The following is a 22,723-nucleotide window of genomic DNA, read 5'->3' as shown; positions in this document are numbered from 1 at the left end:
GCGTGCAGGCTTCGCTGTTCCTTGGTCTGTCCGAAGATATTAAACAATGGGGTGAACTCAGACAGACAATCATGCGAGGATCAACGCAATATTAAAAACATAGAACTGTGAGGACCTGTTAAATTACTCTGGCTCTGGAATGGCTGTCTATAGCGTTCGTGTCTCGGTGTCCCTGCATGCTGCCTTGCACGATTATCCCTTTCGTTCAGGGGGCAGCAGCCTGTTTACAATACGGATTCAACACCTTAGGTTTTGATGAAATTTATAGTTTTACGGCCGATATGAATGAACCTTCAAAAAAAGTGATGGTAAAAATAGGTATACCTAGAATTGATAACGAGTTTTCGCAAACTCGCGACTTTAGTCATGAGTAAGAACTACAGGGGAACGTACAACGTTGTTCGCTACAAAAGTCCTTAATTTTCATATGAAATTCATAAAAACATAGTATGATGGGAAAAAACAAGCGGGTAATGAAGGAAGGTGAGTTCAGTTGCCCGAATCGATTCTTGTCATCGAAGATGACCCATTTATTCAGGAATTAATTCGTGAATACCTCAAAGCGCAGGGGTACGAGGTAGAGACGGCCAATGATGGAGCGGAAGGGTATCAGAAGTTTAAAAACGGGAATTTCAACCTCGTTCTCCTGGATGTGATGCTCCCCAATATGGATGGCTATTCCGTATGCAAGATGATACGCCAGCAAAGTACGACGCCCATTATTATCCTAACTGCTTTAAGTGAAGAGAAGGATCAGCTTCATGCCTTTGAATTGGAAGCGGATGATTATCTGGCGAAGCCGTTTTCCTTTAATGTGCTTGTCAAACGAGTCGAGGCTGTTCTTCGACGAGCCCATCCCGCTCAGCAGTCCAAAGATTTAGTGTATGATCGTCTTCGTCTGGATTGCGAAAGTTATAAAGTTTACCTGGATGAGACGCTCATTGAAATGACGTTGAAGGAATTTACGATTCTTGCCTATTTAATCGAAAATGCCGGGAGAACCATTACGCGTGAGATGATTCTGGACCGCGTATGGGGGTATGATTTCTTTGGCGATCATCGTTTGGTCGATGCCCATATCAAAAACATACGCAAGAAAATTGGCGTACCGTATATCCAAACGATTAAAGGAGTGGGTTATCTGATTGAGGGGAAATCAGGATGAAAAGACATAAGAGCGTTTCCTTCAAAATATTTATGGTGACAAGTTCCGTGCTGATCCTACTTTCATGCATCATGTATTTTACGCTTTATTTTATCTTGCCCTCGTTTTATTTGCAGCAAAAGAAAAGCGATTTGAATCATGGTCTGGCGGAACTATTGCAAAACTATCCGCAAGGGGATTGGGAAGCGGGGAAAGAGCGAATCAGAGCTTTTTCCATGACGTACAATGCCGGCGTCATCGTAAAGGATGCGACAGGCCGGATTATATTTCCTACGATTACAGTAGCGGAGCCGCTTCCTCTGGAACGAGATGAGATGGAAGGCCAGTTAGATCCTGCACACTTGCAGCTATCGATGGAATTTCCAGGCGATGAGAGGTCGTCAACTACTAATGATGATGCAGAAATGATTATTCATAATGACTTGAGCTTGCCGGGGCATGAACGGGAGGGCGGCTATTCGATGTCGGTCTTCGCTTCTTTGCAGCCTATTGATGAGGCGGCTAATATGGTTCTGAAATTGGCTCCTTATATGATGGTCATCATTTTTGTGATTGCCGTTGGAGGTGCGTACGTCTATTCGCATTTTTTCGCACGGCCGTTGGTTCAAATGAGCAAGGTGGCCAAGAGGATGGCACTGTTGGATTTTTCTGAACGTTCCAGCTACGCTTCGGAGGATGAAATTGGTGAAATTTCACATTCCTTAAATAAACTCTCCATTAACTTACAGCATTCGATGCAGGAACTAACGGAAGCCAATGCCCAGTTGAAAAGCGACATTCAGCGCAAAGAAGAAATGGAAGCCATACGGAGGGAGTTTGTCGCAACGATTTCCCACGAATTGAAGACGCCGCTTACGGCAATATCTGGACAATTGGAGGCTATGATTCACCAAGTCGGGCCCTATAGGGATCGCGGTAAGTATCTGGCGCAATCGCATCGGATCGTCAAGCAGATGGAAAAGCTGGTTTATGAAATTCTTGAGATTTCCAGGCTGGAAAGTGATAGCTTTCAGCCCCAGCGGACGATAGTGAGCCTGTCCAAGTTGCTTGATGAAATCATAGAACCGATTCAATACTATTGCGAACTGAACGAAATTGCCCTTGAGGTTCGTGTTCCCAGATCTGTCGCGGTGGTTGGGGATACGCAATTGCTTGCGAAGGCGATCTCCAATATTATCGGCAATGCCGCACACTATACCCCGAAGGGAGAAGGTATCGTTGTTCATCTGTCTGCGGATGGCCGGTATGCTAAACTGAGTGTGCTGAATACAGGCGTCCATCTGGACGAAGGGGAAATTCCCAAGTTATTTGAAGCTTTCTATCGGATAGACAAATCAAGAAGCCGTCAAACGGGGGGGAGCGGTTTAGGACTCTATATCGTCAAAAAAGTGCTGGATGTCCATCAAGCCACCTATACCTTATCCAATCAGAGCAATGGGGTTGAATTTGTTGTTCTTCTGCCGCAGAGCGAGCCTTTGGCATAAATGCCAGGGCTCTTTTTTTATTTTCCTAGAATTCTTCAAATGCCCTTCATTCGTTATTCACATCAACTTCATATCGGGTAGGTATCCTTGCAGGAGAAAGGGGAAAGAAGAACATGAAACGGAAACGGCTGCGTTCAGAACAACTCGCTGTCCTATTGTTTTTGGCACCAAGTCTGATCGGCTTTGCGATATTTTATCTCGTGCCTTTCCTTGTGGGATTCTATTATTCGCTGGTTGACAGCCCTACGAACGGATCATTTGTCGGGTTGGATAATTACGTGCAACTGCTGCAAAGCGCATCTTTTCGTAAAGCAGCTAATAATACCGCGATTTTCACGCTAACGGGAGTGCCTTTAGTGATGGTCATCTCACTGGGACTTGCGCTCATGCTTAACCGAAAATTGCCCCTGCGTAATTGGCTTCGTGCAGCTTATGTCATGCCGCTTGTTGTTCCCGTCGCATCGATCATCGTTGTTTGGCATTTATTGTTTGATATGCAGGGCGCAATAAATTCGATTTGGACCTCATGGGGGCACGCGCCGATTGACTGGATGAATACCTCCTGGGCAAGAGCCGTTGTCCTGCTGATCTATTTGTGGAAGACGCTGGGCTACAATATGATCCTGTTTTTAGCCGGGTTGCAAAATATCCCTGCAGAGTACTACGAAGCGGCGAGTCTGGATGGGGCGGGACCGATCCGGAGATTCACTTCGATTACGCTGGTTTGTCTTACGCCAACTAATTTCTTTGTCTTGATTATGTCGATTGTCGGTTCGTTTAAGGTGTTCCGGGAAACGTACCTGATTGCAGGCGATTATCCCCATGAAAGCATCTATATGCTACAGCACTATATGAACAATATGTTTCAGGCGTTGGATTATCAGAAGCTGACAGCGGCTTCCTTTTTAATGGCTGCGATGATTGTCATCATGGTGACGATATTGTTTCATTTTGAACGAAAATTCCACACGAACTAAGGAGGGCCTGGTGAGAGTCTCATTATCAACCATCGTTATGACTGTGATTCTGGTCGTCCTGGCGATCCTTATGCTCATTCCGCTTTACTTTACCCTAAGCAATTCATTGATGACCGAAGCGGAAATCCAATTTAATTACAGTCTGGGAGCTACTGCAAACGAATACCTCCAGTTGAAGTGGATCCCGGATTGGGTCAGCCTGGAGCAATACAAGACTCTGCTCTTTGATCGCCTGCAATTTCTGATCATGTTTTGGAATTCCGTCCTGCTTGTCGTTCCGATTGTCCTCGGACAAGTCGCAGTTGCTGCCATGGCCGCTTTTGCTTTCTCCCAGTTCTCTTTTTTGGGCAGGGACAGCTTGTTTTTTCTTTATATCATCACGATGCTGATGCCTTTTCAAGTCACATTGGTTCCGAATTATCTGGCGATGGATTGGCTCGGTTTACTGGATAGCCGATTATCCATTATTCTTCCCGGCATCTTCTCGGCCTTTGGCGTATTCCTGGTTCGCCAATTTATGATCGGCATTCCCCGCACATATCTGGAGGCCGCCCAAATGGACGGAGCGGGATACTGGACCATCTTTACCCGCATTATTATACCGATGTCCAAGCCAGGTATAGCCGCACTTACGATTCTTGTTTTCATTGATTACTGGAATATGGTAGAACAACCGCTGATCTTTTTACATGATGCCTACATGCGCCCGTTGTCTATCTATTTGGCCCAAATCAATGAGGGAGAGTTCGGTCTTGCTTTCGCGGCTGCCGTGCTGTATATGCTGCCGATGTTGTTTATTTTTTTGTACGCAGAAAATGACCTGATCGAGGGGATTCAGTTATCCGGGGTCAAGGGCTAAAACACCCCGAAATTAGGAAAGAGAGGGATGAGGTATGGAAGGCGTTGAACATTCCCAAATGAATCGAAAAAAGAAAGTAAGATGGGCCGCGGCGCTCTTTTTCGGACTGCTGTTGCTCGTCACCTTCTTTTCAAACACGATTCAGCAAATCACGTTGCCTAAAGTCAAAACGGATACGCCAAGTTTTCAAGCATTAACCTTCACCATTGAAGGCGAGGGCACGCTGCTCCATCGGAACGTTGTACCGGTATATGATCCGTCCGGCTGGAATGTGAAGCAAATCGAGGTGGAGGTTGGGGATCCGGTCGCGAAGGGCCAGGTTTTGGTTAAACTTGATGCCTCTGCGGCCCGTAACGCTTTGCTTGATGAGAAAAACCGATTAAAGCAACAGCAACTTCGTCTTGAACAAATGCAAGAAAACTACAAACTGACGATTCAAACCGGGGACGAGTCGACCTTGTGTAATGCCCGAATCGACATGGAAAACCTGAAGCTGGATATCGAGATACAGGAACGGAAGATCCGTACGATGGAAGAAAAAAATGATTCGCAAGCCAGCCTTGTTTCACCGGTTGATGGTGTGGTCACTGAGGTCAAAGCCACATTGGGTACGGCGTCCAATCCGGGTCAGCCAGCCGTACAAATCGCCGACTTGAGCCAAGGATTGATGTGGGAGTTGACAGTCGATGCGGAACTTGCAAGCCATCTGGAGATCGGTGAGGAGGTGCCGTTGTACGTCAATGGAAATACAGGGCAGACCGTTCAGGCCACCTTGGACAAGATAGAAGATGCCGGCGAACGGAATGCAGAGGCAGGCGGATCGGCGGCAAATGACCCTGTTTCAGGCAAAAAACTTACTTTTACTGTAAATCAAACCGACTTAAAGGGAGGTGAACGTGTAGGGATTAAATGGGAGAAAAAGTCCGGCCGAGCCGAACTAACGATTCCAAAGGATGTGGTGCATACCGACAATCAGGGAAAATATCTCTATGTTGTGGATGAAAAGAAAGGACCGCTTGGCAATCAATTTACGATTCAAAAACGATATGTAACGTTGGGAGAAACAGACGCGTCGAAGCAGGTTGTACTAAACGGCTTAATAGGTGAGGAACGGATCGTCATGGAAAGCAGCGAGCCGTTAAATGAAGGAGATCAAGTGAGATGGTGAACGTTGAAAATGAGAGGAGTTATCAGCAATGAAAAAATGGCTTTTAGGAATCGTGGCACTTATGGTATGCGTCTCCCTGACAGCATGCAATAGTTCCGGTGGTGAAATTGGGAAAAATGGAAATGAAAATAAAGGTGCGTCCACGACGAAAGATGGGAAAACCGTTGTGACCCTTTCCGTGTTGCAAAAAGATCCTAATGGCTGGCTGGATCAAGCGGCTCAGACTTACGAACAGGCCCATCCGGATATTGATATCGTGATTAAGGAATATTTGACTACTCCGGACAGAGCCCCCGGACAGGCGCTTCATATTGGAGGAGATATCAATCCTGCGGAATTGGAAACCTACCGAAATACGATGAATACGGAGTTAATGTCAGGCAAAGGGCCTGATCTGATTTCAGTGAGCAATCTGAATTACGGCCAGTATGCGGATAAGAATTTGCTTGCGGACATCGGCGAACTCATGAAGAACGATCAAAACTTTGCCATTCAGGATTATTACACCAATGTGCTTGATGCGGTGAAGCATGAAGGCAAGCTGGTTGCCATGCCGATCGTATTCTGGATTCACACGCTAACAAGCGGACTGGGTCCCTCAGATTTACAAGTGGATGAAGCAAATTGGACGTGGAACGACCTGCTGAACAAAGGCAAGGAGATGGCAGAAAAGGACAGCACATTCGGAGTTATGGGAGCCGTGTCGCCATCCAGCCTTCTTTCCAAGATGGTACTGGGCGAATTTAATCAATATGTCGATCAAACGGCCAAACAGGCAAAGTTTGATTCTCCATCGTTTATCCAGCTATTAAACAATGTGCGGGACATGTATGATAATGGGCTTTTATCGCAGGATTACGATAAGCTGATTGAAGACCGGGATCTATTCCGGGATGAAACGTATTATGCGCCGGTCATGTTGTATCAGGCCTTGCAAACCAATCGCCAAATCTTGAATCTGCCATCCAGCGGCGATAAGAATGGTTTGGTATTTTCATCAAACCTGATGTTGGCGATCAATGAGAAGTCGGCTGTTAAACAAGAAGCGTGGGATTTCATGAAATATTTGATCTCTGAAGAAATGCAATCTCACCCGGCCCTGTTTATGGCCTTTCCGATCAATAAAACAGTGTTGACCTCAGTGTTGACGAATCAGTTGAAAAATTCTTCAGTCCAAACTCAAGCCATGGGCGGGGATCAAAAAAGCGATCCAAATACAGATCGATCTGTTGTAGATGAGGGAACGATACAGAAAATCACACAATTTGTTGAAAAACCAGGACGGTTTTTGGACAGCGACCCACGCTTCATGAGCATCATAGAGGAAGAATCTAGCGCATTTTTTGAAGGCAAGAAATCAGCCGAGGAAGTGGCCGCAACGATTCAGAATCGTACCCAGCTCTACTTGAACGAATAATTTTATAGGTGAGTAGACCAACCTAGGTCATTCAAATAGAGGCAGCTATCTCTTAGATACAGCAAATAGGGGACTCCATCTCTCTGACTGTAACCGCGGTATATGTTTAATGCGCAGTGAAAATTCGTTAAAGACTCCGCTGCTGCATTTCTTCGATTTTCCCGTTATTATATAATTAGCAGCAGCTTATCCGACATATAGGGAGTCAATTGGTTATGAGTAATTATCTGGAAATCCCGGAGTTTGAGGATTCTATCCCGTTTAGAACGTTTTTAAATGACGGCATGACGATTGTCTATCCTCATTGGCATAAAGAAATTGAAATCATCTATTCCCGAAAAGGCAAGGTAAACATCGGCATTGATGAAGATATCGTTCAACTGGAGGAAGGGGAAATCTTCTTCTTCCCAAGCGGAGAAGCGCATTATTTCTTGGCTTCCCCGGACAGTGAACGTTATGTCTTTCAGTTTAACCTGAAGCTGTTTGATGAGAAAATTTTACGCGCTTCAGAAGACTCTTTGTTAAGTCTCTTTGAATCGGGGGAACCGCATAGCCGCAATTGGCCTAAGACGCTGGCTCGGAAGGCCACGGAACTGTTGGTTCATCTTTATGGGATCGAAGAGAGCAAACCCGCTGGCATGAATTATTTGACACTAGGTTATCTGTATCAATTGATTGGAGAATTCTATTTGCATTTGCCTCGGCGCAAAGAAAGAAAAGCGCCGGTCAAACGATCTGCCATTCAACATAAAGAAACTTTAGATCTGCTCAATCAAGTATTTGAATATGTGGAAGATCGGTACCGGGAAGTCATTGCGGTGGAGGATGTTGCCAAATTCGTGGGCTTCAGCCCTTACTACTTTACTCGTTTCTTCAAAACCAATACGGGACAAACGTTTATGCAGTTCTTGACGGAATATCGGATTAATCAGGCCAAGTTTATTTTGGCGAACGAAATGATCCCAATGGTTGAAGTTGCTGAAAAGGCCGGCTTTGCCAGCGTGAAAACTTTCCATCACGTGTTTAAGGAAGCGGTTGGACAATCGCCGCTGCAGTACCGGAAGAATTTAAGTAACAACTGATGCTAAAGGGGCTTTAAACAAGAAGTTTTTGTTTAGGCCTCTTTTTTAGTGCATCCATGACGGCGCAATATTCGGGAATTTTTTGCGGGAAAAGCGGGAAGAAAGCGGCTGCGGATTTGGCTATAATGAATTCGACAAATAGAAACGTTTTCAGGAGGCGGATTATGAAATTAAAAGTTGGAATTATCGGATGCGGCGGGATTGCAAATGGCAAACATATGCCGGCGCTTTCGCAGGTTGAAGAAGTAGAAATGGTGGCATTTTGCGATATCATCGTGGAACGCGCAGAAGAAGCAAAAGAAAAATTCGGCACCCAAGATGCGCAGGTTTTTGATGATTACAAGAAAATGTTAGCGAGTACCGATTTGGATGTGGTTCATGTCTGTACGCCTAACTCTTCTCATGCCAAATTATCCATTGCCGCCATGGAAGCGGATTGTCATGTGATGTGTGAAAAACCGATGGCGAAAACCTCCGAAGAAGCCAGAAGCATGATTGAAGCGTCCAAGCGCACCGGCAAAAAGTTGACGATCGGTTATCAAAACCGGTTCCGGACCGATTCGAGATATTTGCATGAATTTTGCAAAGAAGGCGGATTGGGAGAGATTTATTTCGGAAAAGCGCATGCGATTCGTCGTCGTGCAGTGCCGACATGGGGCGTTTTTCTGGATGAAGAAGCCCAAGGCGGAGGTCCATTGATTGATATCGGCACGCACGCCCTGGACCTGACGCTCTGGATGATGAACAATTACAAACCCAAATACGTGGTGGGGAAAACGTACCATGAATTATCCCAAACCCCCAATGCCGCCAATGCTTGGGGACCTTGGGATCCTGAGAAATTCACCGTAGAAGACTCCGCTTTCGGTTTTATTGTGATGGAAAACGGCGCCACGATCTTCCTGGAATCCAGCTGGGCCTTAAATAGCTTGGATGTCAAAGAAGCCAAAACCACTCTGTGCGGAACCAAAGCGGGCGCCGATATGAACAATGGTTTGACCATCAATGGCGAAGACCACAGCTTACTGTATGAGAAGAAAATCGAATTGCAAACGGGCGGTGTCGACTTCTACGATGGCGCCGGCGAGAGACCGGAAATTCTTGAAGCGAAATCTTGGGTAAGTGCCATCCTCCATGATACTGAACCTGTAGTGAAACCGGAGGAAGCCTTGGTGGTTACTGAAATTTTAGAGGCGCTTTATAAATCTTCGAAGACCGGCGAGCCGGTATATCTCTAGGAGGAGGTATATCAATGATTCAAGTCACCGTATGGAACGAATTTCGTCATGAGAAAACCGACAAAGCTGTCCAGGAGATGTACCCGGAGGGGATTCATGGACAACTGGCGAAGTTCTTGTCCGAAGATCAGTTTAAGGTAAAAACTGCGACTTTAGATGAACCGGAGCATGGATTGACGGAAGAGGCATTGGAGGAGACCGATGTCTTGATTTGGTGGGGACATATGGCCCATGATGAAGTTCAGGATGAAATCGTGGAACGCGTGCATAAGCGTGTTCTTGAAGGCATGGGGCTAGTTGTGCTGCACTCGGGACATTTCTCGAAAATCTTCAAAAAATTAATGGGCACTTCTTGCGATTTGAAGTGGCGGGAAGACGGCAAACCTTGCCGCATTTGGAATGTCAACCCGAGCCATCCGATTGTTGAGGGGATTGGCGATTTCATCGAATTGGAACAAGAGGAGATGTATGGCGAGCATTTTGATATTCCGGCGCCGGACGAATTAATCTTTGTCAGTTGGTTCCCCGGGGGAGAAGTCTTCCGCAGCGGCTCTACGTACCGCCGAGGGAACGGCAAGATCTTTTATTTCCAACCTGGCCATGAAACCTATCCGAGCTATTACAACGAAAAGGTGCAAAAGGTCATTAAAAATGGTATTCGTTGGTGCGCGCCAACCCAAAACCTGTACCCTGCCTATGGCCACTATGAAGCGCGTGAAAAATAGAAAGGAGTGATCGAAGGTGAAACTAGGTGTATTTACGCCATTGTTTAACGATTTAAGCTTTGAAGAGATGATTGAGGAAGTCGCCAATAAGGGGTTGCAAACGGTTGAAATCGGTACCGGTGGCTATCCGGGCAACGCTCATTTGGATATTGATCAATTGCTGGCAAGCAGCGAGGCAAGAAAAGAATACCTGGCCAAATTAGCGGACAAAGGCTTGGAAATTTCCGCGCTCAGCTGTCATAACAACCCGATTTCACCGGTGAAAGAAATGGCTGCGGAAGCGGATGAATTACTGCGCAAGACCATCAAATTGGCAAGCTTGCTGAACGTTCCGGTTGTGAATGGTTTCTCCGGCGTATCGGGAGGGAATGCATCGGACACCCAGGTGAACTGGCCTGTGTTGCCTTGGCCAACGGAATATGATGACAGCTATGCTTATCAATGGGAACAAAAATTGATCCCTTACTGGAAGGAGATCAACACGGAAGCGGAAGCGGCAGGCGTGAAGATCGGAATTGAGCTTCATGGCGGCTTCTTGGCCCATACGCCTTATACCATGTTGAAATTGCGGGAAGCGACCGGCAAAGCCATCGGCTGCAACTTGGATCCCAGCCATTTATGGTGGCAAGGGATTGATCCGGTGGCTGCCGTCAAGATTCTTGGAGAGGCCGGCGCGATCCACCATTTCCACGCCAAAGATACCTATTTGGATCAGGACAACATCAATATGTACGGATTAACGGACATGCAGCCCTACGGCAATGTGAAGACTCGCGCATGGACCTTCCGCTCCGTAGGCTGTGGCCATGACTTGAAGGTATGGTCGGACATCATTTCCGCATTGCGCGTTTACGGCTATGACTATGTCTTAAGCATTGAGCATGAAGATCCGATAATGTCCATTGACGAAGGGTTGACTCGTGCCATTACCAACTTGAAATCGATCATGATTCATGAACAACCCACGGCGATGTGGTGGGCGTAAAGGAGCATGAAGGATGTCAATCATTAATTTTGCCGTAATTGGCTATGGCGGCATGGGTTCCTACCATGCCCACAATCTTATACCTGCGGAAAGTACGCGAGTTCATGTTGCGGGTACCTATGATATTTCCGGAGAAAGACAGCAAATATCCCAGGGCAAGGGCCTGCGGATTTATGAAAGCCTGGAAGAAGTGTTGAATGACGGAAACATCGAAGCCATTCTTATCGCAACGCCCAACGATTCTCATAAAGAAATAGCGATCAAAGCTTTACGGGCGGGAAAACATGTGGTTTGCGAAAAGCCGGTGGCGATGAACACCCGAGAACTCGATGAGATTTTGGCGGTTGCCGAAGCGACCGGAAACGTCTTTATGGTTCACCAGAATCGTCGTTGGGACCCGGATTTTCTCATCATTCGGCAGCTGTATCAAAAAAAGACGATTGGGGATATATTCCAAATCGAATCTCGCGTTCAAGGTGCCAACGGCATTCCGGGAGATTGGCGTCATCTGCAGAAACATGGGGGCGGCATGCTGTTGGATTGGGGGGTCCATTTGCTGGATCAACTGCTATGGCTGGTAGACAGTCCAATTAAGAGCGTGCAGGCGGATTTAAGCTATATTTTAGGCGATGAAGTCGATGATGGATTTATGAGCTACATTACCTTTGAAAATGGTGTGAGGGCCTTGGTTGAGGTGGGCACTACCAACTATACCAAGCTCCCTCGCTGGTACGTAAAAGGCCTGGAAGGAACCGCAAAAATTAACGATTGGGATTTGTCCGGCGAGATCATTGCCGCTACCGGTCGTGAGGATGTCCCGGCTCCGGCGCCGATCCAAGCGGGTGTGGGACTCACCAAAACGATGGCGCCTCCTTCGGAAGAGGCAACCGAAAGAATCGCCTTCCCGGAGCCCAAAGCGGATTTTGTTCCTTTTTATCAAAACTTTTATGAGGTCGTTCGCGAAGGCGCGGAGCCGATCGTGAAAAATCATGAAGTCCGAAAAGTAATGAATGTTATAGAAGATATTTTTAGGGCAAGCGATAAAGGATGACCTATCAACCTCAAAAGGCTAACCAAGCGGTTAGCCTTTTGAGGTCGTCAGAATGGCCGTGCCGTTCTATAAGGCCTGCAGAATGCGCGAATATCATCGGCGAAAAGCTCCGGTTCTTCCATAGCGGTAAAATGTCCGCCGCGGGGCAGCGAAGTCCAGCGAGTTACATTCAGGTTGCGCGTTGCCCATGCTTTGGGCGGCAACAAGATATCTGCCGAGAATAAGGCAAGACCTGTCGGGACCTTGATGTAGCCCAGTGGCGGCAAAGAATGCGTATTTTCATAGTACATATGTGCTGTCGATCCAATGGTGTTCGTCACCCAATAAATCATAATATGTGTGATGAGCTCATCCTCACTGAATTTTTGCTTGAGGTTGCCGTTGCAATCGCTCCATGCCCGGAATTTCTCTAGTATCCAACCTGCTAAACCTGCCGGTGAGTCGGATAGACCATAAGCTAGAGTTTGCGGGCGTGTCGATTGAATGGACATGTATCCTCCTTCCTGAGAAATCCATTCCAAAGCGTTTTTCTTGTATCGCCGTTCTTCTTCGGAAAGCTTGGTCTGATCAGATGAATTCATGAGATCTCTTATAATCCCGATATCGGTTAGGTGGATGCCGAATAACAGTTCGGGATGGTTTGCTGCCAGGTACCTTGTAACACCGGAGCCGATATCCCCGCCTGCGGCTATAAATTTTTTGTAGCCTAATTCTTTGGTCATTAGCTTAGCCCACATTTCGGAGACACGAAAATGGTTGACACCGGGATGTTTAGGGCGGCTAGAGAATCCAAATCCAGGTACTGAAGGGACAATGACGTCAAAAGAGTCCTCAGGGTTACCGCCATGGCTGGCTGGGTCAGTAAGAAGAGGGATGATTTTTTGGTAACGAAGGTAACTGTCGGGCCATCCGTGGGTAAGAATCAGGGGCAAAGGGTTAGGTCCTTTCCCGCGCTCATGCACGAAGTGCACGTCGATCCCGTCGATATTGCAGCGAAACTGGGAAAAGCGGTTCAGTTCGGATTCTTGGGCGCGCCAATCGTAATGGTCTCTCCAATACGAAACTAGCGATTTTAAGTAACTTAATTCCGTGCCCCGTTCCCAACCCTGGTTTTCAAATTCATCCGGCCAACGGATGTGCTGCAGTCTGTATTTTAGATCGTTCAGGATTTCATCGGAGACGTGAATATGAAAACGTTCGATAGCCATCAAGATTTCCCTCCTAAAAGTTTTGTGAGCCTTACTTCCTGAGTCAACTTCGCACAAAACTTGCTTCTCCAAGCATGGGCTTAGTTGTTACATCGTTATTATATCCCTCAAAATTGTGTGGTACACTGGCATAAATGAAGCATTTAACTATACTATTTGATAATAGGTGACTGCTATGCCGCAAATGGATCGATACAAAAACCGTACCGTAAACATTGAATTTGCCGCCGTGGAGGATTTTAGTCATCTTCCATATCCTGAACGTCTCACTCTGATTTTTATTACGTCCGGAAGTATAAGCGGAATATTAAACGAACGCCCGATATCTATTGCTGCTCCTGGTGTCCTTTGCTTGGCTGAAAATGATGAGATGAAAGTCATTGAGAAGCAAAACGTTGCTGCACAATCCTTTAGTTTTCATCGCGAATTTCTGAACAGCGTAACTCTTTCCGAAACACAGGGTTACTTTCCGTCCGCTCCAAGAATACAAACAGGTCTTTCCTTTTTTGAAAGTGATTATCCAAATAGAGGCTTACCTCGTGTAACCGAGAAAGCATATCCGCTTTTATTTGAATGGTTTTTTGTACTTGGCACGGAAGTGCAGGCGCAAAGCGATGAACGGTGGGCGTGCAGAATAAAAAAATACTTTATTCAAATTATGGGATTGCTTGAGGATTTGAATTGCAATAACGAACAATCGCCTGTTGATGTGGTGTTGGAATATATACACACGAATTATCCTCAAAAGATATCTTTGGAAGATTTGACGAATTGCGCTCATTTGAACCGTGTGACGCTCAATAAGATGTTTCAGGAGAGATGCGGAACTACAGCGATCGGCTACTTGCTTTCGCATCGTTTGAAAGTAGCGGGCGATCTGTTAACACATACGGATATGAACCTGAATGATATTGCACGTGCCACTGGATTCGAGTATGACACTTACTTCATCAAACAATTTACATCTAAAAGAGGGATGTCGCCGACAACGTATCGGACGATGTCCCGCAAGTTCTCTGCCGTTCAATAACGCAATGCTGCAATTGACAACGTTCAAAGGATGCTTTTATAATGTTACAGGAACGGAATACCTAAAACCTATTTTGGATGATGTGGACTTTTCTGGAGACTAGTCTCTATTTTCGCCACACAATGGCCTTGCTGGTCATTTGTGTGGTTTTTTTGCGTTCACAAAGGAGGAAAATGATGAAATTTTGGCATTATGCATTGACTGTTTTTTTAGGAGGCTGCTGTTATGGGATCTTGTCCACTTTTGTTAAATTGGCGTATGCAGCAGGGTTCACAGTATCAGCAGTAACCGGAGGACAGTATTTCTTCGGAGTTGTGCTTGCTTGGCTTGTAGTTTTATTTACCAAAAAGAAAAAACTAACTCGTATACAAATTTCAAAGCTTATCGTATCTGGAGTTCCGTTCGGGTTAACAGGTATATTTTATTATCAAGCCTTACAAACCTTAAACGCTTCTCTGGCCATTGTTTTTCTGTTCCAATTTGTTTGGATCGGAGCCCTGTTGGAGTGGGTGTTCCATAAGAAAAAGCCTACAAAGCGTAAGCTTGTTTCCATTGGATTGCTTCTAGTTGGTTCCATTTTGGCAGCCAATGTCATGTTTCAGGAACACCTGGCATTGTCATGGCAGGGAAGCATTTGGGGAATGCTTGCGGCATTAACCTTTTCCACATTCGTTTTTTTGAGCAGCTCTGTTGAAAAAGCAACCCCTCCCGTTTTAAAAAGTGCACTTCTGTCCACGGGAGGAGTATTAACCGTATTTATCGTATTTCCGCCAACGTTTTTATTTGACTTGGATATTTTAATGGGGTTGATTCCCTATGGATTAGCTCTGGGCATATTCGGGGTCGTTCTTCCGCCGCTTTTGTTTTCAATTGGCATGCCGCATGTAGGTTCAGGATTAGGAACCATTCTTACATCATCCGAATTGCCGGTTGTTGTTACAATGTCCGCTTTAGTGCTGGCAGAACCAATAAGCTTGCCTCAGTGGATTGGGGTGGTCATTATTCTAGGCGGGATTGTTAGCAGTAACATTCGATCCGATCATTCGAGATCTCGGGTGACAGCATAGAGGAAAAAAAGGGCGCTATTTCAGCGATATCCCCCATGTTGCGTGATATAGAGGAATTTTATGGCGCCATTTCCACGATTTAGTGGCTAAAGGCCGGTTTCGACCTGTTCATCGAAAAATAAGATCCAAAAGTTCCCCTATGGTGATGAATAGGCTCACATTCGGAAAATAAGACCCAAAAGTTCCTCTATTTTATGGGGACAGACGATACTGAGCACAAGACTAATAATGAACAAAGCGAATCCATGGCCCCTGTCCGCAGATAAGCCATATTATTTCCGGATCATTCTACTAATAGAGTAACAAAAAGCAGCCGGCTTCTTCGACCGCGTCCAAATATAAAAGGGTATCCGGGTATTCCTTTATGCTATATTTACAAAGGGAGGTTGATATTGTGAACGAGGAATTATTGAAAGCTATAGGTGAACTTTTAGATCAGAAGCTTGCTCCATTGCAGAAAAAAATTGAAGTAGTGGATGATAAGGTAGGACGAATCGAAGAGAAAGTTGATAAACTGGCGGCAGAAAGTCCTCAGGATGTTATGTCCATGCTCGAGTTGCTTAACAAAAAACTAGATAAAGTAAACGAGATGTCGAGTTTACATATCATAAAACTTCCCTTAATGAACTTGAGATTAATAGGTTGAAACAACAATAAGTAATTGTGCGATGGTTAACCTTCATTGCAATAAAATGGCATATTATCGGTCCCTATTAAAAAGTAACGCCAATTAAGCATTTATTGTTTAATTGGCGTTTTTTATTATGAGACCCTTGAAAATCGGGACTTAAACGTCCTTTTGTCATGAACGGTCTGAGGCAGTATCGCAATGGGCTTAAGGCCCGGCAACCGGTGATGATTAGGAACTGCCGGTTGCCGGACGCGAATTTGTTACAATGTTTAATCTCAAAGCTTGAACACGGAAACGGAACGCTGCAGTTCTTCGGCCAGTTGGGCCAGCGATTGGGCGGTGGCAGCCGTTTCTTCACTGCTTGCGGCCGCTTCCTGTGTTGTAGCCGAGATATTCTCAACGGCGGACAAGACGGTGGCGGTTTGCGCAGCCTGCTGCTCGCTGGCGGCAGCGATCTCCACTACCTTTTGACCGGCATCATTGACATAGCTGACGATGTGCCCGAAAGATTCTCCGGTACGTTCGGACAATTCCGCACTTTCCTGCACGGATTTTACACTGGCGCGTGTATTTTCCTGCATTCCTTTAATAATGCTTGTAATTTGTTTCGTGGCTTCGCCGCTTCGTTCGGCTAATTTCCGCACTTCGTCGGCGACTACCGCAAACCCTCGTCCTTGATCTCCGGCCCGCGCGGCCTCAATAGCGGCATTTAGTGCCAGCAAATTGGTCTGATCCGCAATATCTTCAATAACCCCGATGATTTCGCCGACTTTTTGCGAGTCATCTTCCAGTCTTGTCATCTGCAGGCTTACCGATTTCATGCTTTCGCTGGATGACTGAATAACTCCGCTTCCTTCTTCGGCGATGCGCACCGTTTCGCTGGACAATTCCGAGGCCTGTTCGGTATTGAGGGCTATAGCATGAATAGCCGAGGACAGTTCTTTGAACAACTCGCTGATGGTTTGGGCATCACTGGCTTGGCTTGCATTCCCGCTGGCAATTTCCTCTGTGCTGGCCGAAATTTGCTGGGATGCCGCGGCGAGGCTTTGGGAGTGGACTAAAATGTTGCTGACGGTTTCCCGCAAGCTGACCACCATGTTATTCATGCCTTGCGCGAGCTGTCCGATTTCATCCTTGGTGGATATATCCAGTGTGTTTTGCAGATTGCCGCCCGCTACTTGCTGGACGAGCTGAGCGACGCGGGCGAGAGGTCTGGATATAATCTGCGAGATGATGTATCCAAGCAAAATAGATATCGCCACAGAAGCTGCAATAACAATAATGGATACATTCCGGGAGGAAACGTACAAGGCTTCGCCCGCATCTTTGGTCTCGTCAGCCTCCGCCATATTGATATCGCTCAAAGTATTCAACAAGTCTCTGAGTTTATTGCCGACATTGGTCAAGTCGTTGTTAATCAGCGTCTTCATCTCGTCACTGCGCCCATTTAATCCAAGTTGTACAGCTTCATCAACCAAAGGCACATATTCGTTCCACAGTCCGTCAAACGGCTCTAAAGCCGCAACGGATTGATCGCTCAGGACAGTATTGCGAAAATCATTCATGTGATTTATCAATTCTTTTTTCTCTGTCTCCAACAGTTCTATGTTACTCTCTTGCGTGGCTCTATCCTCCGCCATATAGATGTTGCGAATCAGTACCCGCATGCGGGTGTAGCTGATCTGCGCCGATTGTACGGATTTTAATGGAACAAGGCCATCTGCGTACATTGACTTTATAGAACCATTCATTTTGTTCAAATTATTGAGACTATAAAACCCAACAAATGCGAGAATCAGAGATACTAGCAAAAATGCGGAAATCAGCTTTACACTCGTCTTCAGATTATAGAAAAATTTCATTGTATGATGCCTCCTAAATCGATGAATTTGTCTGTGCGTTGCTTGATAGCTTAATAACTCCGTCTACGTCCAGGATCAGGGCCACATTCCCGCTGCCTAATATGGTTGCCCCTGAAATGCCGCCGATTTTTCCAATAAAGCTGCCGAGATTCTTGATGACGATCTCCTGATTGCCCATCAACTCGTCCACTGCCAGCGCAACTCGTTTTTCGCCTCTTCCGATAATGACTATGGGCAAATAGCGCCGTGCCGGCGGACGCGGGTATTGAAAATGATCGTGCAACCAGACGACAGGAATGACTTGATGGCGAATCTTAATCACAGGTTCTCCGCGCAATCTTTTGATTTCTTTGGCTTCGATCCGGGTAATTTCCGCCACACTGCTCATGGGAATAATAAATATCCGCCCGCTGATATTCACGAGCAGTCCCGTAACAATGGCCAAAGTAAGAGGGAGGCGGATACGAAACAGAGTACCTTGTCCCTTAACGGTCTCAACGTCGATCATGCCGCTCATTCGTTCGATATTGTTGCGGACGATGTCCATGCCGACCCCGCGCCCAGAGACATCACTGACCTGGGAAGCGGTGGAAAAACCGGGCTTGAATATGAGCTGCAGAGCTTCATCATCGCTTAAACGCCGGGCTTCGTGTTGCGGCAGCAGCCCTTTGCTTACTGCGGATCCGCGAAGCTTGTCCGCATCGATGCCAGCGCCGTCATCCCGGATTGAGATCACGACATGGTTGTCCTGATGTGCAGCGGACAAGGTGAGCGTGCCGCGTTCGCTTTTGCCGCTCAGCCGTCGTTGTTCCGGCACTTCAATGCCGTGATCAACGGCATTGCGCAGCAAATGGATCAAAGGATCGCCGATTTCTTCAATTAAAGTGCGATCCAGTTCGGTGTCCTTACCCTGTAAAATGAGGTCTACCTGCTTGCCCAAAGATTCGGCCAAATCTCTAATCATGCGCGGAAAACGATTGTACAACTGCTCAATCGGAAGCATTCGGGCTTTCATCACACCGTCCTGCAATTCACCGATGAGCAGGCTCAAGTGATCGGAAAGCTGAAACAGCTCTTCTACAAGGTCATCAGAACCCAATCTTTGTCTAAACAATGTTCTGACCTGTTGGATCCGCGTCTGATCGATAACAAGTTCACCCGCCAAATTCATTAGATGATCCAGCCGATCAATATTAACTCGGATCGTTTGCGATTTGCTTTTCGTCTCCGGATAAACGGCTCGCTGCGCCGGAGGCTGTCCCACATCCCCCGGCAGTTCCTCCTTTGCACCTCCGGAAAATGCATTGGGGGGTTCGGGAATAACTGATTCCGAGGCAGCATTCATGCTGAACTGCTGAAGTTGCTGCAGAAGAGGCGAAATATCCGAAGTTTCGGCATCGGTTCGGACAATTTCCTCTTGGAGCCCTTTCATAACATCCAGTCCAGTGAACATTAGGTTGATCAATGGTTTGGTAACCATTCGTTCACCGTTTCGCACTTGATGGAGCAAATGCTCAATTTGATGGGTCACTTCCTTCATTTTGTGATAACCCATGGCTGCCGAGGAGCCTTTCAAAGTGTGTGCGGCCCGAAACAGCCGATCAACGGCCGTGTCGGTAGCTCCTTCATGTTCAAGACGCAAGACTTCTTCTTCAATATATTGAAGCTGTTCATCCAGCTCTTCTAAATATAATTCCCGGTATCCCGATAGATCCGTCACCGGTTCACCTCCTAGCTGTTTCCGATAAGCACTTCATCAAGCTTTAGAATTCCCACTAGGCTTTCATCCGACGCCAATCCAATACCTGTAAAATAACTGCCGCTTACATTGGCGATCTTGTCCGGAGGAGGTTGAATGTCACCGAAGGTAGTTACTTTACTAACCTTGTCCACAATAATTCCGACCGCTTCCTGTTGGTGGTTGACGACAACGATACGCGTCGTTTTTGTGTACTCGTCCGGCTCCAGCATAAATAAGCTTCTTAGGCTGATGACAGGTACAATTCGGCCGCGTAAATTTATGACACCCTGAACATAAGAATAAGTGTTAGGGATATCCGTTATTTCCTGCATTTTAATAATTTCATGAATCTCGGAGATGGAGATTGCGTAGTTTTCATCATCCACACAAAACTCGATGTACTGCTGCTTGTCCGTTGAATGCATACGCGATTTCCCTACCTTTCTTGAATAAATCCAAAATAAGACGTGTCTGACTCGAGCAGTTCAAGCGTTAGGCGGGTGATATCAGGATCGAACTGGATGGCTCGGTTTCGCCATAACTCCTGCTTGACCTGTTCCAATGGCAAGCTTTGACGGTATGGCCGTACGCACATCATGGCATCAAAGGCATCGGCTACAGAGCAGATGCGGGCCAATAATGGAATGTCCTGTTCTTTCAATCCATGGGGGTAACCTTGCCCATCCCAACGTTCATGATGATGAAGAATCACTTCGATGACCGGTTCTTCAAATTCGGATATGTTATGCAAAAGGTCGGCCCCTACCTGCGGATGGAGTTTGATGATTTTCCATTGGTGCGGGGTAAGGGGCGCAGCCTGTTCCAGCACATCCAAAGGCAGCATGATTTTGCCCAGATCGTGAAGAAAGCAGCCGCGCAGCAAGTTTTCTTTCTCGCATGCCGCCAGATTCATCTCGGTGGCTATACGTTCTGCCAGCATAGCCACCCGTATGCTATGCCGATAGACTTCAGGACGTTTTTCGCGCATAAAGTCGATCAACTGAATTAGTAATGTTGAATCTTGCTGTGCCATAGCCTGGTTATCAATAAATTTTTGCAAGGAGCTCATGGTGTTCTCTCCTTTTTTTGTGACATATTTGAAAATAGAAGCGATTCAAGTTAAGGTGTTGGCCTTGGCGAAAAGCCCTCCTTTCTTTAATGCATAACCTCCGGCAGACCTGTGAATGTCTTTCCTTCTGCGCTGGATCCGAGGGATAGTCAACAAAAGTCCATAGCAGGTCGTATAATGATAATTATCCGACAAAATTTGGGGAGGATGGATGATGTCTACCAATGGCAACATGAATGCTGCAAATCAGTTGACTTTGCTGCACACGAGTTCGAATAACTATAGCGATGAAAAAATCGTGCACATGTTTGTAAGTGCCTGCTGCACGGCAGACAATACGAGGAGGAGTTACTTGAGGGCCATACATTGTTTTCGGGAGTTCATCGGGTTCAAGAAGCTTGATTCGGTAACATGGAGAGAGATTGAGGCCTTTAAGCTGTACTTGCAGCAACGCGAGAAAGTAACCTCCAAACGCGCACTGGCACCGGCCAGTATCGCCGCTTTCATTGCTCCGCTAAAATCGCTTTATAAGTGGGGGAGCGACAGCAACATAGGTTTTTTTGAAAGGAATCCTACATCGAATGTGCGCTTGCCGGTAATTCAGGTGACAAGCCACCGGAACTTTTTAACCAAAAAGGAAGTAGGGTTGTTGCTAAAGCATCTGCAGCAGCAGAGTCAAAGAAATTATTTGATGGGGCTTTCGCTTGTATTGCTTGGTCTGCGGGTGTCTGAACTGAATTCGGTATACTGGGGAAATTTCCATACTGATCCTATGGAGTCGAGTGTTTGGCTTACGCTTCACTATACAAAAGGAGGGAGGACAAGAGAAATAAAGGTACCCCAGCATTTATGGGAAATATTTGTAGAATATGCGAAGGGGCTTGCCGGTAACGCAGAACCACCCGATACGCTCAAGCTGTTTCCTATTTCTACAAGACAAATTGAACGCATCATTCGTAAAGCCGGGGAAAAAAGCGGCATTACAAAAAAGCTTACGCCCCACTGGCTACGGCATACCAACGCAACCTTAGCCTTACTGGGAGGAGCTTCGCTTCAGCAAGTGCAGGAAACGCTCGGGCATGCGCATATCAATACTACTCAGCGATATTTGCATACTGTAGAGCAAATGAAAAAAGCAGCTCCGGATTATGTACAAGACTGCTTAAAGGAATTTATTAACTGACGCACTATGCAAAAGCATGCTATTTGGCCTATAATTTGATTAAGCACTCCGCAAAATTCTATCTTTTTCTACATTTTTACCCATGTCTTTTGTCGGATAATTATCATTATGCGACCTGTTTTATTACCCTTACTATTTTAGGCTGTTTTGTCGTTCTTTAAGCAACATATTGCTTAAGTTATTTATTTACAATTTGTACATATGGGGCGATGCCGTCCAACAAGTTGGTTATGATTGTTCTTCGCAGTTTATCGGGTTACCGGTAGTTTTCTAGCCAAGCGAGTCCCATGGTATGCCATGGGCTCGCTTGTTTTTCTTAAGATTATAGAATTTATAACTCAACGTTCGCAGAACGAAAACCAACTTAAAAGCAGGGGGAGCATGGGGGTGAAGCGATGGAATGCGGAGCTTGAAGCCGCTATTCAGGAACTTGAACGTGCTGGAACCTTTACGTGGAAGGAACCATATGCCACTCCCGCCACGTTGCGATATAAGGAAGAGGAGGGGAATCTCCCGAAATGCAAAAGTGCAGGCGGTTTTCGTCGAAATTCCCCGAAACAGGTGGTTCAGATGCAAAAGTGCAGTTCATTTCGGGTCAAAAACTACTTTTTAATCAGATAGCCTCAAAAGAGATGCATTTTTGCATTTCAACCGCTCTAACGTGGAAATTTACGAAGAATGGAATGCACTTTTGCAATTGATCACATCGGGTTGTCAACTTCAAGATTTGATCTACGAAGTCGCTGCCAAAGTCAGGAAAAAGCTTTCCGATCTAATCCAG

At 46.2% G+C, this 22,723-nt stretch carries 20 protein-coding genes; 15 read left to right on the top strand and 5 right to left on the bottom strand.

The window, feature by feature from the left end; translation table 11 throughout:
- The first annotated feature begins 493 nt into the window (after nucleotides 1-493).
- The 11 genes from EHV15_RS26205 (at nucleotide 494) to EHV15_RS26155 (ending at nucleotide 12,151) form a co-directional block, all read left to right on the top strand.
- Entirely contained in the window at nucleotides 494-1,165 is a 672-nt protein-coding gene (locus EHV15_RS26205; RefSeq protein WP_128633820.1) for a response regulator transcription factor, read from the top strand.
- Entirely contained in the window at nucleotides 1,162-2,649 is a 1,488-nt protein-coding gene (locus EHV15_RS26200; protein WP_128633819.1) for a sensor histidine kinase, read from the top strand. The genes EHV15_RS26205 and EHV15_RS26200 overlap by 4 nt, the downstream gene beginning before the upstream one ends.
- Nucleotides 2,650-2,762: 113 nt before the next feature.
- On the top strand, nucleotides 2,763-3,626 hold the full coding sequence (locus tag EHV15_RS26195; RefSeq protein WP_128633818.1) for a carbohydrate ABC transporter permease: 864 nt from the start codon (nucleotides 2,763-2,765) through the stop codon (nucleotides 3,624-3,626).
- 37 nt (nucleotides 3,627-3,663) lie between these two features.
- On the top strand, nucleotides 3,664-4,485 hold the full coding sequence (locus EHV15_RS26190) for a carbohydrate ABC transporter permease (RefSeq protein WP_128635546.1): 822 nt from the start codon (nucleotides 3,664-3,666) through the stop codon (nucleotides 4,483-4,485).
- A 34-nt stretch (nucleotides 4,486-4,519) separates the two neighbouring features.
- The gene (locus EHV15_RS26185; protein WP_128633817.1) at nucleotides 4,520-5,653 is read left to right on the top strand and encodes an efflux RND transporter periplasmic adaptor subunit; all 1,134 of its coding nucleotides are present in this window, start codon (nucleotides 4,520-4,522) and stop codon (nucleotides 5,651-5,653) included.
- Nucleotides 5,654-5,681: 28 nt separating this feature from the next.
- Complete coding sequence (locus tag EHV15_RS26180) at nucleotides 5,682-7,070, top strand: ABC transporter substrate-binding protein (protein ID WP_128633816.1); 1,389 nt, start codon at nucleotides 5,682-5,684, stop codon at nucleotides 7,068-7,070.
- Nucleotides 7,071-7,285: 215 nt separating this feature from the next.
- Nucleotides 7,286-8,152, top strand: a complete 867-nt coding sequence (locus EHV15_RS26175) for an AraC family transcriptional regulator (RefSeq protein ID WP_128633815.1) — start codon at nucleotides 7,286-7,288, stop codon at nucleotides 8,150-8,152.
- A gap of 164 nt (nucleotides 8,153-8,316) precedes the next feature.
- Nucleotides 8,317-9,390, top strand: coding sequence for a Gfo/Idh/MocA family protein (locus EHV15_RS26170; RefSeq protein WP_128633814.1), 1,074 nt, complete (start codon nucleotides 8,317-8,319; stop codon nucleotides 9,388-9,390).
- Nucleotides 9,391-9,404: 14 nt separating this feature from the next.
- Nucleotides 9,405-10,115 carry a ThuA domain-containing protein gene (locus tag EHV15_RS26165; protein WP_128633813.1) on the top strand — a complete coding sequence of 237 codons (711 nt, stop codon included), beginning with the start codon at nucleotides 9,405-9,407 and terminating at the stop codon, nucleotides 10,113-10,115.
- 16 nt (nucleotides 10,116-10,131) lie between these two features.
- Nucleotides 10,132-11,100 (top strand): sugar phosphate isomerase/epimerase family protein, encoded by a 969-nt coding sequence (locus EHV15_RS26160; protein ID WP_128633812.1) that lies wholly within the window; start codon nucleotides 10,132-10,134, stop codon nucleotides 11,098-11,100.
- Nucleotides 11,101-11,113: 13 nt separating this feature from the next.
- Entirely contained in the window at nucleotides 11,114-12,151 is a 1,038-nt protein-coding gene (locus EHV15_RS26155; RefSeq protein WP_128633811.1) for a Gfo/Idh/MocA family protein, read from the top strand.
- Nucleotides 12,152-12,198: 47 nt separating this feature from the next.
- Here EHV15_RS26155 and EHV15_RS26150 read toward each other — a convergent pair whose 3' ends face one another.
- Nucleotides 12,199-13,359, bottom strand: a complete 1,161-nt coding sequence (locus tag EHV15_RS26150; protein ID WP_128633810.1) for an epoxide hydrolase family protein — start codon at nucleotides 13,357-13,359, stop codon at nucleotides 12,199-12,201.
- A gap of 175 nt (nucleotides 13,360-13,534) precedes the next feature.
- Between EHV15_RS26150 and EHV15_RS26145 the strand changes: the two genes are divergently transcribed.
- The 3 genes from EHV15_RS26145 (at nucleotide 13,535) to EHV15_RS26135 (ending at nucleotide 16,102) form a co-directional block, all read left to right on the top strand.
- Nucleotides 13,535-14,389 (top strand): helix-turn-helix domain-containing protein, encoded by an 855-nt coding sequence (locus tag EHV15_RS26145; protein ID WP_128633809.1) that lies wholly within the window; start codon nucleotides 13,535-13,537, stop codon nucleotides 14,387-14,389.
- A 176-nt stretch (nucleotides 14,390-14,565) separates the two neighbouring features.
- Nucleotides 14,566-15,456 carry an EamA family transporter gene (locus tag EHV15_RS26140; RefSeq protein WP_128635545.1) on the top strand — a complete coding sequence of 297 codons (891 nt, stop codon included), beginning with the start codon at nucleotides 14,566-14,568 and terminating at the stop codon, nucleotides 15,454-15,456.
- A 394-nt stretch (nucleotides 15,457-15,850) separates the two neighbouring features.
- Nucleotides 15,851-16,102 carry a hypothetical protein gene (locus EHV15_RS26135; protein WP_128633808.1) on the top strand — a complete coding sequence of 84 codons (252 nt, stop codon included), beginning with the start codon at nucleotides 15,851-15,853 and terminating at the stop codon, nucleotides 16,100-16,102.
- 260 nt (nucleotides 16,103-16,362) lie between these two features.
- On the opposite strand, the gene EHV15_RS26130 is transcribed toward EHV15_RS26135, so the two are convergent.
- The 4 genes from EHV15_RS26130 to EHV15_RS26115 are packed head-to-tail and all read right to left on the bottom strand — an operon-like array spanning nucleotide 16,363 to nucleotide 20,759.
- Complete coding sequence (locus EHV15_RS26130; RefSeq protein WP_128633807.1) at nucleotides 16,363-17,949, bottom strand: methyl-accepting chemotaxis protein; 1,587 nt, start codon at nucleotides 17,947-17,949, stop codon at nucleotides 16,363-16,365.
- 13 nt (nucleotides 17,950-17,962) lie between these two features.
- Nucleotides 17,963-19,669, bottom strand: coding sequence for a chemotaxis protein CheA (locus EHV15_RS26125; protein WP_128633806.1), 1,707 nt, complete (start codon nucleotides 19,667-19,669; stop codon nucleotides 17,963-17,965).
- Between the two features lie 11 nt (nucleotides 19,670-19,680).
- On the bottom strand, nucleotides 19,681-20,115 hold the full coding sequence (locus EHV15_RS26120) for a chemotaxis protein CheW (RefSeq protein WP_128633805.1): 435 nt from the start codon (nucleotides 20,113-20,115) through the stop codon (nucleotides 19,681-19,683).
- Between the two features lie 11 nt (nucleotides 20,116-20,126).
- A complete protein-coding gene (locus tag EHV15_RS26115) occupies nucleotides 20,127-20,759 on the bottom strand; it encodes an HD-GYP domain-containing protein (protein ID WP_128633804.1) in 633 nt (210 codons plus the stop codon).
- 214 nt (nucleotides 20,760-20,973) lie between these two features.
- Between EHV15_RS26115 and EHV15_RS26110 the strand changes: the two genes are divergently transcribed.
- Complete coding sequence (locus tag EHV15_RS26110) at nucleotides 20,974-21,942, top strand: tyrosine-type recombinase/integrase (protein ID WP_128635544.1); 969 nt, start codon at nucleotides 20,974-20,976, stop codon at nucleotides 21,940-21,942.
- Nucleotides 21,943-22,723 lie beyond the last annotated feature (781 nt).

This window comes from Paenibacillus oralis (assembly GCF_003863965.1).
GTDB classification, from domain to species: domain Bacteria; phylum Bacillota; class Bacilli; order Paenibacillales; family Paenibacillaceae; genus Fontibacillus; species Fontibacillus oralis.
This window is presented reverse-complemented; position numbering and strand designations above follow the sequence as displayed.

What these genes read in the sequence shown, in the direction of transcription:
- EHV15_RS26200 (WP_128633819.1), top strand. Translation starts at nt 1,162, where the DNA reads ATGAAAAGACATAAGAGCGTTTCCTTCAAAATATTTATGGTGACAAGT.
- EHV15_RS26195 (WP_128633818.1), top strand. Translation starts at nt 2,763, where the DNA reads ATGAAACGGAAACGGCTGCGTTCAGAACAACTCGCTGTCCTATTGTTT.
- EHV15_RS26190 (WP_128635546.1), top strand. Translation starts at nt 3,664, where the DNA reads ATGACTGTGATTCTGGTCGTCCTGGCGATCCTTATGCTCATTCCGCTT.
- EHV15_RS26185 (WP_128633817.1), top strand. Translation starts at nt 4,520, where the DNA reads ATGGAAGGCGTTGAACATTCCCAAATGAATCGAAAAAAGAAAGTAAGA.
- EHV15_RS26180 (WP_128633816.1), top strand. Translation starts at nt 5,682, where the DNA reads ATGAAAAAATGGCTTTTAGGAATCGTGGCACTTATGGTATGCGTCTCC.
- EHV15_RS26175 (WP_128633815.1), top strand. Translation starts at nt 7,286, where the DNA reads ATGAGTAATTATCTGGAAATCCCGGAGTTTGAGGATTCTATCCCGTTT.
- EHV15_RS26170 (WP_128633814.1), top strand. Translation starts at nt 8,317, where the DNA reads ATGAAATTAAAAGTTGGAATTATCGGATGCGGCGGGATTGCAAATGGC.
- EHV15_RS26165 (WP_128633813.1), top strand. Translation starts at nt 9,405, where the DNA reads ATGATTCAAGTCACCGTATGGAACGAATTTCGTCATGAGAAAACCGAC.
- EHV15_RS26155 (WP_128633811.1), top strand. Translation starts at nt 11,114, where the DNA reads ATGTCAATCATTAATTTTGCCGTAATTGGCTATGGCGGCATGGGTTCC.
- EHV15_RS26150 (WP_128633810.1), bottom strand. Translation starts at nt 13,359, where the DNA reads ATGGCTATCGAACGTTTTCATATTCACGTCTCCGATGAAATCCTGAAC.
- EHV15_RS26145 (WP_128633809.1), top strand. Translation starts at nt 13,535, where the DNA reads ATGCCGCAAATGGATCGATACAAAAACCGTACCGTAAACATTGAATTT.
- EHV15_RS26140 (WP_128635545.1), top strand. Translation starts at nt 14,566, where the DNA reads ATGAAATTTTGGCATTATGCATTGACTGTTTTTTTAGGAGGCTGCTGT.
- EHV15_RS26130 (WP_128633807.1), bottom strand. Translation starts at nt 17,949, where the DNA reads ATGAAATTTTTCTATAATCTGAAGACGAGTGTAAAGCTGATTTCCGCA.
- EHV15_RS26120 (WP_128633805.1), bottom strand. Translation starts at nt 20,115, where the DNA reads ATGCATTCAACGGACAAGCAGCAGTACATCGAGTTTTGTGTGGATGAT.
- EHV15_RS26115 (WP_128633804.1), bottom strand. Translation starts at nt 20,759, where the DNA reads ATGAGCTCCTTGCAAAAATTTATTGATAACCAGGCTATGGCACAGCAA.
- EHV15_RS26110 (WP_128635544.1), top strand. Translation starts at nt 20,974, where the DNA reads ATGTCTACCAATGGCAACATGAATGCTGCAAATCAGTTGACTTTGCTG.